Origin of the sequence: Achromobacter insolitus, assembly GCF_002209555.1 — a bacterium.
GTDB lineage: Bacteria > Pseudomonadota > Gammaproteobacteria > Burkholderiales > Burkholderiaceae_B > Achromobacter > Achromobacter insolitus.
On record NZ_NJIF01000014.1, the window covers coordinates 37,535 to 49,591 of the forward strand.

The 12,057-nt window shown below is 67.1% G+C and carries 11 protein-coding genes; 5 read left to right on the forward strand and 6 right to left on the reverse strand.

The window, feature by feature from the left end:
* The first annotated feature begins 16 nt into the window (after positions 1-16).
* Positions 17-922, forward strand: a complete 906-nt coding sequence (locus tag CEY08_RS27855) for a LysR family transcriptional regulator (RefSeq protein WP_042794874.1) — start codon at positions 17-19, stop codon at positions 920-922.
* 12 nt (positions 923-934) lie between these two features.
* On the opposite strand, the gene CEY08_RS27860 is transcribed toward CEY08_RS27855, so the two are convergent.
* The gene (locus tag CEY08_RS27860) at positions 935-2,380 is read right to left on the reverse strand and encodes an AlkA N-terminal domain-containing protein (protein WP_076815179.1); all 1,446 of its coding nucleotides are present in this window, start codon (positions 2,378-2,380) and stop codon (positions 935-937) included.
* 150 nt (positions 2,381-2,530) lie between these two features.
* Here CEY08_RS27860 and ogt point away from each other — a divergent pair, with 150 nt between their 5' ends.
* The 4 genes from ogt (at position 2,531) to CEY08_RS27880 (ending at position 6,487) form a co-directional block, all read left to right on the forward strand.
* Entirely contained in the window at positions 2,531-3,079 is a 549-nt protein-coding gene (gene ogt / locus CEY08_RS27865) for a methylated-DNA--[protein]-cysteine S-methyltransferase (RefSeq protein ID WP_076815177.1), read from the forward strand.
* 73 nt (positions 3,080-3,152) lie between these two features.
* Positions 3,153-4,118, forward strand: coding sequence for a DUF3829 domain-containing protein (locus tag CEY08_RS27870; protein WP_042794872.1), 966 nt, complete (start codon positions 3,153-3,155; stop codon positions 4,116-4,118).
* A gap of 206 nt (positions 4,119-4,324) precedes the next feature.
* The gene (locus tag CEY08_RS27875) at positions 4,325-5,410 is read left to right on the forward strand and encodes a tartrate dehydrogenase (RefSeq protein WP_042794871.1); all 1,086 of its coding nucleotides are present in this window, start codon (positions 4,325-4,327) and stop codon (positions 5,408-5,410) included.
* A 96-nt stretch (positions 5,411-5,506) separates the two neighbouring features.
* Positions 5,507-6,487, forward strand: a complete 981-nt coding sequence (locus tag CEY08_RS27880; protein WP_076815175.1) for a Bug family tripartite tricarboxylate transporter substrate binding protein — start codon at positions 5,507-5,509, stop codon at positions 6,485-6,487.
* A gap of 11 nt (positions 6,488-6,498) precedes the next feature.
* On the opposite strand, the gene CEY08_RS27885 is transcribed toward CEY08_RS27880, so the two are convergent.
* From CEY08_RS27885 to CEY08_RS27905, 5 genes are all read right to left on the reverse strand, one after another.
* Positions 6,499-7,104: a phosphatase PAP2 family protein gene (locus CEY08_RS27885; protein ID WP_063962233.1), complete on the reverse strand. Its 606-nt coding sequence runs from the start codon at positions 7,102-7,104 to the stop codon at positions 6,499-6,501.
* 91 nt (positions 7,105-7,195) lie between these two features.
* Positions 7,196-7,624, reverse strand: a complete 429-nt coding sequence (arsC, locus tag CEY08_RS27890) for an arsenate reductase (glutaredoxin) (RefSeq protein ID WP_063962234.1) — start codon at positions 7,622-7,624, stop codon at positions 7,196-7,198.
* 65 nt (positions 7,625-7,689) lie between these two features.
* The gene (locus CEY08_RS27895; protein ID WP_076815173.1) at positions 7,690-9,219 is read right to left on the reverse strand and encodes a PepSY-associated TM helix domain-containing protein; all 1,530 of its coding nucleotides are present in this window, start codon (positions 9,217-9,219) and stop codon (positions 7,690-7,692) included.
* A 23-nt stretch (positions 9,220-9,242) separates the two neighbouring features.
* Complete coding sequence (locus CEY08_RS27900) at positions 9,243-11,444, reverse strand: TonB-dependent receptor (RefSeq protein WP_063643454.1); 2,202 nt, start codon at positions 11,442-11,444, stop codon at positions 9,243-9,245.
* A 182-nt stretch (positions 11,445-11,626) separates the two neighbouring features.
* The gene (locus tag CEY08_RS27905) at positions 11,627-12,040 is read right to left on the reverse strand and encodes a DUF2946 family protein (RefSeq protein ID WP_063643453.1); all 414 of its coding nucleotides are present in this window, start codon (positions 12,038-12,040) and stop codon (positions 11,627-11,629) included.
* Between the last annotated feature and the right edge of the window lie 17 nt (positions 12,041-12,057).

Genomic DNA, 12,057 nt, shown 5'->3' on the forward strand with positions numbered 1-12,057 from the left:
GGATCTCGAGGGGGCCATGGGACATTCCAATGAGTTGCAGCTGGTTGTGGAACTGGTGCGCGCCGGCGGCATGTCAGCGGCCGCGCGCGAACTGGGCGTCACCCCGGCCGCGGTCAGCAAGCGGCTGGCCCAGATCGAGGCGCGGCTGGGCGTTCGATTGGTCAACCGCAGCACACGGCGCTTGAGCCTGACGGCGGAAGGCGAGGTCTACCTGGAAAACGCCCGCCGCATCCTGGGCGAAATCGAAGACCTGGACCAGCTCATCGCCAGCCGCCAGGACAGCCCGCGCGGCCTGCTCAAGGTCAATGCGCCATTGGGCTTCGGCCGCAGCTATATCGCGCCGGCCATCGCGGAATTCGCGCAGAAGTATCCCGAAGTTTCGTTGCAACTGCAGCTGACGGACAGCCCCGCCGACTTCGTGCAGGACGCGTTCGATGTGGCAGTGCGCTTCGGCGACCTGCCCGACACCCGCCTGATCGCCCGCAAGATCGCGCCCAACCGGCGCCTGGTCTGCGCATCGCCGGGCTATCTCAAAATCCATGGAATTCCCGCCACGCCGCACGACCTGACGCGGCACCAGTGCATCGTGCTGCGCCAGAACGAAGCCACGTACGGGCTATGGCGCTTTACCAAAGGGCAACGCAGCGAAACCGTCAAGGTGCGAGGCAACCTCAGCAGCAATGACGGCGAAGTGACGCTGACCTGGGGACTGGCGGGCCTGGGTATCCTGCAGCGCGCCGAATGGGACCTGGCCCGCTATCTGCGCAGCGGACGCCTGGTGCGCGTGCTGGAGGACTATGCCTTGCCGCAGGCCGACATCTATGCGGTGTTTCCGGAGCGCCACCACCTGTCGGCCAAGGTGCGGGTGTTCGTGGATTTCCTGGTCGCCTATTTCCAGCGGGGTGAGGAAGGCCAGTGGTAAGGGCCGCGTAGCTCAGGCCGTCCAGAGATGCTGGGCGGCGTAGGCGCGCCAGGGCCGCCACGTTTCGGCGCGTGCCAGCAATTGCGCAGGCGTGTAGGCGCGCGATTCCAGCCGCTCCAGCGCGCGTATCAAGCCGATGTCCGCGCAAGGAAACGCATCCGGCTCACGCAATTGCCGCAGGGCAATGTACTGAGCCGTCCATTCGCCGATGCCCCGTATCGCGCGCAGGCGCCGCACCGCGTCCTCCAGACCGCCGGCGGCGTCGAACAGATGCTTGTCCGCGACCGCGGCCGCGGCGACCGCGGAGAGGGTCGCGGCGCGGCTGCGAGGCATGCCCAGCGACGCCAGTTCGGCAGCAGCCACGGCCTCGGGCAGGGGAAACACATGCGTCAACGGACCTTCCGGGCTTGCCATGGGCGCGCCGTGCGCCGCCACCAGCTTGCCGGCCAGGCGGATGGCCGCCGCCACCGTGATCTGCTGCCCCAGCACGGCGCGCATGGCCAGCTCGAAGCCGTCCCATGCGCCAGGCACGCGAAGGCCGGGCCGGGCCCGGATCAGTTCGGTCATGACGGGATCGCTGGAAAACTGCGCGGCAATGGCGACCGGATCGCTGGCCAGGTCGAATACGCGGCGCAGGCGCGCGATGATGGCCGGCAGCGCCTGCAAGCGCGGAAAGCGGACCGTGGCCTCCAGCGCATCGCCGCGCGCCGGGCGGACCGTTATCGTGCCCTGATGACCGTCCAGCAGGACCGTGCGCGCATAACAGCCGTCCGTGACCTGCTCGATGCCGGGAATCGCGCGCAACCGCAGGAAGTCCAGCATGGCCGTCCAGTCGTAGGGCGGGCGGTAGCGCAATAGCAGTTTGATTTCGCCTTCCTGCGCTGCGGACACGTCAGGCTTTCCAGTGCGACGCAGCTCGCCAGGGGCGCGGGCGAACAGGTCGTGGAAAATTTCATTGAAGCGGCGGATGCTGCCAAAACCCGATGCGAAGGCGATCTCCGCCATCGGCAGCCGGGTTTCGTGGATCAGTTGCTTGGCCAGCAGCACGCGCCGGGTCTGGGCCACGGCCACGGGCGAGGCCCCCAGGTGCTGGCGGAACTGGCGTCGCAGCTGGCGTTCGCCCACCCCCAGGCGCTGCGCCAGTCCGTCGACGCCGTCCTCGTCCAGCGCGCCCAGCTCGATCAGCTGCAGCGCGCGGGTTACGCTGTCGGGCAGTTCGTGTCCCGGGCCCACTTCCGGCGCGGTCTCGGGCCGGCAACGCAGGCAGGGGTGATAGCCCGCCTCCTGCGCCGCCGCGGCGGTGGTGTAGAACGTCACGTTCTTGGATAGCGGCGTGCGGGCTGGGCAGACCGGCCGGCAATAGATGCGCGTGGTCTTCACGGCGGTGAAGAAGCGGCCGTCGTAACGGGCGTCGCGCACCTGGATGGCGCTGTAGCAGGCGTCGTGGTTCAGTTCCATGGGGTGATGCTACCGCTGCGGCGGGCGTCGGATCTAGCGGTTTTCGGACAGTGTTGTGGATGCGGCATTCCTGTCCGAAAACCGCCAGCGCCAGGCCAGCTTCCCCGCCTATATTGCTGGCGTCGATCACATCCCCTGGAGCTTTTCCCCATGTCCGCCCGAACCCAGGCATTCTTTCTTGAACGCGTTCCCACGCCCCTCGGGCTGATGCTGGTCTTGAGCGACGAGCAGCAGCGATTGCGGGCGGTCGACTGGGAGGATTTCGAGCCGCGCATGCACCTGCTGCTGCGCAGGCAGTACCGCGGCCGGCAGGTCGAACTGCGCGACGCGAGCCGGTCCTCGCCCGCGCGGCGAGCGCTGCTGGATTACTTCGATGGCGATGTGCGCGCTATCGATACCCTCGACGTAGCCACCGGCGGCACCGATTTCCAGCGCGAAGTGTGGCGGGCCTTGCGAGGCATCTCGGGCGGCCAGCCGATCAGCTATGGCACGCTGGCGAACCGCATCGCGCGTCCCGCCGCGGTGCGGGCCGTGGGCATGGCCAATGGCGCGAATCCCATAGGCATCGTCGTGCCTTGCCACCGGGTCGTGGGCGCGGACGCGTCCTTGACCGGCTACGGCGGCGGCTTGCATCGCAAGCGTTGGCTGCTGGATCACGAGCAGAGATGGCTTGAAAACTCTTGTGACAGCGCAGTATGACTTTGTAGCGTGTTAAGCAACTGAAGGGCATATCATGCGTCCCCTTCAGAGCAACCCGCAACAGGAAATAAAGATGTTTATGCCGCGCCCCTTGCGCATGTCCGCAGTTCTGGCCTTCACGCTGGCGCTCGCCGCGTGCGGCGACGATAGCGCCAAGAAGGAAGCGAAGGCGCCCGAGCCGACCACGGCCCAGGCCGAGATCGTCAAGTACAACCAGTACGTCGATACCGCCAACAGCATCTCCACCACTTTCGAGCAGGCGCTGGACCGCTACGAAACCTATGCCGTCCCGGCGCTCAAGAGCGACAAGCCGCTCAAGGACTTCGTCATCAGCAATGACACGGCGATCCTGCGCACCAAAGAGAAACTCGACCGCGCGCTGGCGATGACCACGCCCATCGCCGAGATCGACGCGCCGGCCAAGGAGTTCTCGGATGCGCTGGGCAAGCTGGCGCCGCTGAGCAACGAACTGCAGAACTATTCGGCCGCCAAGACCTTCCTGTCGGACAACGGCGCGTTGGCGCGCGAGAAAAGCCCGGCCTACGTGGCGGCGCTGACGGAGGTCGTGAAGGCGGAAAACGGCTTCTATCGCGGCATCTCCATCAAGGACACGGCCAACACCAAGGAAGCCTTCGAGAAGGCCAAGAAGGACACGGTCGCCTACTACCGCGCGGGCATGGTCTATTACGGCAAGGCCACGATGGACAAGGCGTCGGGCGTGTTCGACGGCAAGGGCCTGGGCGCCGACCAGGAGGCGTTCAAGCAGCAACTGGACAAGATGAACGAAATGGCGCTGGGCTTTGACAAGAAGACGCGCGAAGCCGATCCCAAGGGCTGCACGGGCATGATGATGAACGTCAACGGCTTCCTGGCCTCCGGCCGCAAGATCCTGGAGCACACCAATAATGGCCGCTATAAGGAAGATGCGGCGCGCACCGGCGCGTTCAAGATGATGCGTCCCACCATCGAAGACGACGCCAACAGCCTGCGCCAGAACTTCAACAACCTGATCTCCGACTTGAACATCGGCCGCTGCTGATCCCAGCGCGCGCCTGCGGCCGGTTCATGGCCGCGACCTGAAACAGCGCCCCATGCGGGCGCTGTTTTTCATGCTCGGCCGGCGTAGCGCCAGGATGCGCCACCTTCAACTCCAGGTAAAAAATGTTTTGAATTCCATTGCGCCCGCGGCTTGGGGGCGTCAGTACAGTGCCGACAGACTTTCATCAGCAAGGAGCCAGTCGGCACATGAAGACCTATCGCATCGCAACCATTCCTGGCGACGGCATCGGCAAGGAAGTGATCCCCGCAGGACAGCGCATCATGCAGGAGCTGGCGCGGGACGGCGGCCTGAGCTTCGAGTTCGAGGATTTCGATTGGGGCGGCGACTATTACCGCAGGCATGGCGTAATGATGCCGGCCGACGGCCTGGACGCGCTGCGCGGCAAGGATGCCATCCTGTTCGGTTCCGCGGGGGATCCGGACATTCCCGACCATATTACGCTGTGGGGCCTGCGGCTGAAGATCTGCCAGGGCTTCGATCAGTACGCCAACGTGCGTCCCACGCGCATCCTGCCGGGCATCGACGCGCCGCTCAAGCGTTGCGCGCCGGGCCAGCTGGACTGGGTCATCGTGCGCGAGAACTCGGAAGGCGAGTACTCCGGCGTGGGTGGCCGGGTGCACCAGGGGCATCCGCTGGAAGCCGCGACGGACGTGTCCATGATGACCCGGGCCGGCGTGGAGCGCATCCTGCGCTTTGCCTTCAAGCTGGCGCAATCCCGCCCGCGCAAGCTGCTCACGGTAGTGACCAAGTCGAATGCGCAGCGCCATGCCATGGTGATGTGGGACGAGATCGCCCTGGAGGTCAGCCGCGAGTTCCCGGACGTTACCTGGGACAAGGAACTGGTCGATGCGGCTACCGCCCGGATGGTCAACCGTCCCGCGACCCTGGACACCATCGTCGCCACCAATCTGCACGCCGATATCCTGAGCGACCTGGCGGCCGCCCTGGCTGGCAGCCTGGGCATTGCGCCCACGGGAAACATCGATCCCGAACGCCGCTATCCGTCCATGTTCGAGCCCATCCACGGATCCGCCTTCGACATCATGGGCAAAGGACTGGCGAACCCGGTGGGTACGTTCTGGTCGGTGGTCATGCTGCTGGAGCATCTGGGTGAGACCCAGGCCGCCGCGCGCCTCATGCAGGCCATCGAAAGCGTGACGGCCGATCCCTCGCTGCACACCAGGGACTTGGGCGGCAACGCCACGACGGAACAGGTGACGGCGGCGGTGTGCGCGAAGCTGGCGGCTTCGGCGAGAGCCAAGGCCGCCTAGGCGAAGCAGGCGCGTGGCAGGACCGGGGCACAGACTCCCGGCCTGCGGCGGGCTCGACGACAAGAAGCGAATTCCATTCGTACCGAGGAGACAAGCATGCACAAGAGAACAACATCCGCGCGCGTACTGGCAGTTGCCGGCCTGCTGGGCCTGTCCTTCGCCGGCGGCGCGTTGGCGCAGACCTATCCCGCGCGGCCGGTGAACCTGGTGGTGCCGTTTCCGGCGGGCGGCACCACCGACGTGCTGGCGCGGGCGCTGGGGCAAGAACTGGCGAAGAGCCTGGGCCAGCCGGTGGTGGTTGAAAACAAGCCGGGCGCGGGCTCGACGCTGGGCGCGGACTACGTGGCCAAGGCGGCGCCTGACGGTTACACGCTGCTGATGGGCGCCGTGCACCATACCATCGCCACCAGTGTCTACAAGAGCCTGCATTACGACTTCCAGAAGGATTTCGCGCCCGTGACCACGGTGGCGCTGGTGCCCAATGTGCTGGTGGTCAATCCCAAGCTGCCGGCCCAGGACGTGAAGTCGTTGCTGAAACTGGCGCAGGCCGCGCCGGGCAAGCTGACCTATGGCTCGAACGGCATGGGCACGGGCCAGCACCTGATCGGCGCGCAGTTCGAAAAAGAAGGGCATGTGCAGCTATTGCACGTGCCCTACAAGGGTAGCGGCCCATTGACCACCGACCTGCTGGGCGGGCAGATCGACATGTCGTTCGATACCGTGACGCCGGTGCTGGCCCATATCCAGAGCGGCAAGCTGCGCGCGTTGGCCGTCACCACCAATCAACGCTCGGCCGCGCTGCCGGACGTGCCAACGATGGAGGAGGCCGGCCTCAAGCCCTTCAACATGGGAACCTGGTTCGGCGTGCTGGCGCCCGCGGCCACGCCCAAGGACGTCGTGCAGCGCCTGAACGCAGAGATGGTGAAGATCATCCATTCGCCCGACTTCTCGCGGCGGATGGCGGAGATCGGCGCGGTGCCGATCGGAGATACTCCGGCCGAGATGAAGGCGCGCATCGGCGCCGACACCGAAAACTACGCCAAGCTGGTCAAGGACGCCAAGGTCGCGATCAACTGAGCGCCGCGCGGTCAGGCGCGGATCCAGCCGCGCGCGATGGGCAGGGCCAGTATCTTGCGGTACAGGCCCTGGGCCATGCCAGTCAGGGGCTCGCCGCAACGGCGCCATGCCGTGGCGGTCAGGGCCGCGGCCAGGGGCGCCAGCAGGAGTCCGCCCAGGATATCCATGGGAAAGTGCACGCCCAGGTAGACCCGGGAGGCGCCGACGATGGCGGAGGTGGCCAGCGCCAGCCAGCCCCAGCCCGCCCAGCGCCGGTCGAACACCAACGCGAACGCGAATGTGGCGATGATGATGGTGTGGTTACTGGGGAACGACGATGTCGCCTTGTGCGGGAAGAACGCCTGTCCCAGGCCCAGAACGAAGGGCCGGGCATGTGGCCACAGCGCGCCGCACAGATAGCTGGCGAAGAGCGCCACGGCGATGCTGGCCAGCGCTTTGAGCGCCAGATCGCGCTGCGGCCGGCCGCCCCACAGCCACAGGGCGGCCAGCACCGCCGGCACGAGCAGGATCAAGCGGTTGGCCACCAGCATGGCGGCGTGAATGCGCCAGACCGGGGTGGCCGGATCAGCGTTGATCAGCAGAAAAAGGGACTGGTTGAGGCTTTCCAGGGAATTCATGGCTTGTCATCACCGCGTAATAAAGCAATTGCCGCGATGGTAATGACCCCAGCCGTCAGTCCGCTTACAAAAGGCGCCGGCGCGCGCTCTTTTACTTCTGGATGCGTTTGCCTTGCGCGTCGATCACGGCTTCGCCATCTTCCTTGCTGAACGCGCCTTGCTGCGGGGCCGGCAGGATGTCCAGCACCAGCTCCGACGGGCGGCACAGGCGCGCGCCCAGGGGCGTGGAGACAAAGGGACGGTTCAGCAGGATGGGATGCTGCTCGATCGCATCCAGTAGCGCCTCGTCCGTGAGGGACGCGTCGTCCAGCCCCAGTTCCTGGTAGGGCGTGCCCTTCTCGCGCAAGGCGTCGCGCACGCTGATGCCCGCTTTCTTGAACAGCGCCTTCAGGGTGGCACGCGAGGGCGGCGTTTCCAGGTACAGCACGACCTCGGGTTCGATGCCGGCGTTGCGGATCATCGCCAGGGTATTGCGGGACGTGCCGCACTTGGGGTTGTGGTAGATGGTTACGTCGGACATGGAAGCTCCTCTTTCCGGTAGATCGTCATGCAAGGCTGTGAGCATAGTGCATCCGCGCCGGCGGTTCAGGCGCGCAGCTTCCTGCCCAGCCGCCGCCAGCCTATCACCGCGCCGGTCAGGCTGAGCGCCGCGCCTCCCAGGCTCAGGAACACGAGCAGGGCGTCCCATAGCGGGCGGCGCGACAGCAGTCCGGTCCAGTCCCAACTGTGCAGGAAGGCGAACAGCCAGCGGCTGGCGCGCGATCCGCTGTCCTGCCGGCTCAGGATCTGTCCGGTGCGGGGATCCAGGTAGACCCAGGTCGAGTGCGGGTCGTCATAGATCAGCCGCCATGCCGGCAAGGGCTTTTCGACATGGCCCAGCATCGCATGCTCATCGCGGGCGTAGTAATAAAAGTCGTAGGCGTCCAGTGTTTCGATCCTGGCGAGCCGCGCGCCGGGAACCAGGCGGGCCGCGGCGGCGCGCAGCGCTGCCGGGTCGTAGGCATGAGGGCGGGCATCGCGGGCGGACAACACCCCGGGCGCGCCCGCCGCGCTGCGCGCCAGCACCACGTCATGGCCGTCGGCACGAGCCCAGCGCAATTCGCGTGGCGGGGCGGGCAAGGCCGCGATCAAGTCCCGGGGCGGGGCCAGCGTCGTCCCGGGCTTGCCTGCATAAGCTGCCTGGGCCAAGGGCGGCGCGCCGCTTGCGAAGACCTTCCAGGGGTTCATCGACATCAGCCCGCTGAAGATCCAGGTGATCGTGATGGCGGCAAACAGCAGGCCGCTGAGGTGGTGCCAGCGCATCATGTTCTCGCGATAGGGCGAGCGGCTGCCGCTGGCGTAGGGCCGCGAGAAGCGCCAGCGCAGGATCCCGACCACCGTGCCCGTCAGCGCCAGCAGCACGCCCGCCACCGACAGCCATACCACGATGTCGTGCCACCAGCCGTCCAGCGCGTTGCCGCGGAAGGGATACAGCCAGTGGATCCAGGCGCCCGCATAGTTCCACACGCGTTCGGCGCGCGTGGCGTCCAGCACCACCATGCCCGTGGCGGACGAGATGTAGAGCCGCGTCTGCGCGGGATCGTCCAGGTCCACCCGGTGCAGCGGCCGGTCGGGGCCGAGCGCGCGCGAATGGGTGTAGGCGTCTTCCTCCACCGTGTCCTGGTAGCGGGCGGTGTATTGGCCGCCGGACCAGGCGCGCGCGGTAGCCAGCGCGGTCGCGGCATCGGCCGAAGGGAGCAGGACGCCGCTGGCGGCGTCCACCACCTTTGGAGCGCGGCGAGCCTCGCCCGGCACCAGGTAGACCGGCGCGCCGCCGCGGGCGGCGGCCAGGATCATGCCGGCGGAGTCCTGGGCGCCTGCCGCGGCCAGCGCCTGCGCGGGCGTGACGGTGATCGCCGCGGAATCCAGCGCGGGCAGGTGCGCCAGGCGCTCCTGCGGCGTGAGCTTGGGATAGCCCACGTACATCATCACCACGCCGGAGATGAACCACATGGCGAAGAACAGGCACAGCACTATTCCTGCCCAGCGATGGATCAGGTACAGCCAGCGCTTGGCGCGCGCCGACAGTGGCGGCCCGTCGCGACGGCGGGACGAGGAGGGTAGCGTCGTGTTCATGGTGGTCTGTCCTGGCGCGCCGCTCAAAAGCGGGCCTGCAGCGTGAGCTCCACCGAGCGCGGCGCGCCCAGGTAGTACATGGTGGGCGTCGCGTTTGCCGCGTAAACCTTGTCGGTCAGGTTGCGCACGCGCGCCGTCACGCTCAGGTTGCGGTTGATCCGGTGCGACAGGGCCGCGTCGAACACGGTGTAGGACGGTGTCCAGACGGTGTTGGCGGCGTCCGCGTACATGCGGCCCACGTAGCGCGCGGCCATGCTCGCCGTCCAGTCAGGCAGGAAGGCATAATCCAGCCAGACATTGGCGAGACGGCGCGGGGTGTTGGTCGGCACATTGCCATTGCGCGAAACCGCTACGCCGCCCACGGACTGCGAGAAGTCGTCGTACTTGGGATCTACGAAGGCCACGTTGCCCTGCAGGGACAACTGGGAGGTCAGCTGCAGGCCGCCAGCCAGTTCGATGCCGCGCGCCGATTGCGCGCCCACGGGCACGCTGACCCCGGGATTGTCGGGATCCGAGGTGGCCATGTTCTTGCGCTTGATCTCGTAGACCGCCACCGTGGCCGATCCTCGGCCGTCCCAGAAGTTGAACTTGCCGCCCACCTCGGCCTGTCTGCCGGTGGTGAGCTTGTCATTGTTCAGGACGTCCGCGAACGACGCGGTCGCGAGCAGGCCCGAAGGAGGGTCGGCCGCAGTGGCGTACTGCGCATATAGCGAGGCCTCGGGACTCAGCTCCCAGTTGACGCCCAGGCGGCCGGTCAGCGGCGAGTAGCTGCGCTGGGCGCTCGCGGGCGAGGCTGCCGTGACGGCGCGGCGGTTGGTCAGGTCCACGTCGATGAAGTCCTTGCGCAGCGCCGATACGATGGCCACGCCCGGCAGCACCGTGGTGCGGTTTTCCATCGTCAGCGCCAGCGTGCGGATGCGGTTGTCGCGGTCGGCGACGTGGCCGCGGGTCATGCCGGGTATGTCGTAGAAGTCTCCGGCAGAGAAGTCATAGGGATCCACCGCGTCCACCTGGCCCGGCAGGCTGGTGGGATAGCGCGTGATTTTGTTCTGGCTGACGTCCACGCCGAAGGACCAATCGCTGGGCAGGCCGGCCAGTGTGGAGCGGTACAGCCCCTCCACGCGATTGCCGATCAGGCTCTGTTCGTGGCGTTGCAGCAGGGCGCCGGACCGCAGCACCAGGCTGTTGCCGGCGTTCAGGCGGTAGCTCTCCAGGTTGCGGTAGTCGCGTTCGGCGCGATAGTAGTAGAGCGTGTTCTTGAAGGTCAGGTTGGTGCCCGCGCGCCATTCCGTCAGAGATCGAGCCCACAGCACTTCCTGCTCATACAGGCCGTCGTTGACGTTGTAGTTCTTGAAGCGTGTGCCATCCAGGATGCGTCCGGTTCCCTGCACCACGCCATTTGCATCCGTTTTCAGCGGCGTGCCCCAATAGGGCCGGTCGACCTGTTCACGCTGATACTCGAAGGCAAACGTCTGGGTCACGTCCGCGCCCAGGTCGGACAGCAGCGAGGCGGCGACCTGGCTGGCGCGGGAATGGTTGCCGTCGACCCAGCCGTGGCTGGATCCGGTGTTGGCGTCTATGCGCAGATAGTGCCCGCGGCCGCCGGGTTCGCCGGCCAGTTGCTGATTCAGGCCCATCGACAGTTGGCGGCTGTCGAACGAGCCCAGCCGCAGTTGCCCATCGTAGAAGGTGTCGCGCTCGGGCAGCTTGGTGACATAGTTGATGGCGCCGCCCACGGCGCCCGCGCCGAACAGGAAGGTGGAGGGGCCGCCTATCGCTTCCACCCGGTCATAGATCCAGCTGTCCACGGGCCGCGCGGCAATGGAGTCGTACTGCACGGAAATGCCGTTGAACAGCTGCGAGACCTGGCCGCCGGAGAAGCCGCGGTAGCTGACCGCGCCGGCGTTGCCGGGAGGCGACGCGTTGTCCACGCCCGGGATGCCGCGGGCGATTTCCTGTGTGTTCAGGGATCCGCGCGCTTCGATCTGTTCGCGCGAAATCACGGTAACGCTGGCCGGCGTTTCGCGCAGGGTCAGGCCCAGGCGGCTGCCGGTGGTGTCGCGGATATTCAGATCGATGGGGCCGTTGGGCGCGGGCGTTTCGGCTGCGGCGCCATGCACAGTGGTGGGCGCCAGGGTAGGCACGGCGGGTTCCGCGGCCAACACAAGGGCGGGGCCGCTGGCAAGCGCGCCCAGCAGCAGGGAGTGGATCGTGGTTGTCTTCATGTCTGAAACCGGTGGTCCGGCCCGCGCGCCCGGATGCCCGCCCACGGAGGCGGGCAGGGGGCGCGTCAAGCCTGAATGACGGCACGCATCCGCACGCGCGGGCAGGCGCGGACGGGACGTGGCGGTGCAATAACGGCGTGCGGACGCAGACCAACCGCGCTCAGGCGGCGGGGCGCGCCGGCTCAGGCTGCTGGCGGCGCGCGCGGCTGGGCCGCGCTCCAGGCATGAAGGGAGTGTGCCGCCAGGAAGAACAGCGGCGGATACGTGATGGCGCGCCCAAGGGGGGCCGGCACGACGGGCACGGGCGCGGGCAGGATGCCCACGTCGGCATTGGGGTTGCGGCAAAGCGGGCAGTGATGGCCGTCGCCATGGTCGGCGGCCTGCGTGCCATCATCGCTCTTGCCCGGCACGTCCAGAGTCAGGGAAGCTTGCGCGGCGCCTTCGGTGGTGCAGAAGTCGACGCTGACGCGATGGGCGTTGTGGCTGGCGGGAGACAGGCTCAGCGCATGGGCCAACGACGGCGCCAATGACGCCCACAGGATCGCGAGGAGCGCGATCCACAGGGCGGGGCGGGTCAGGAAGGCAGCGGAGCACATGGCGCTCGATTATATCG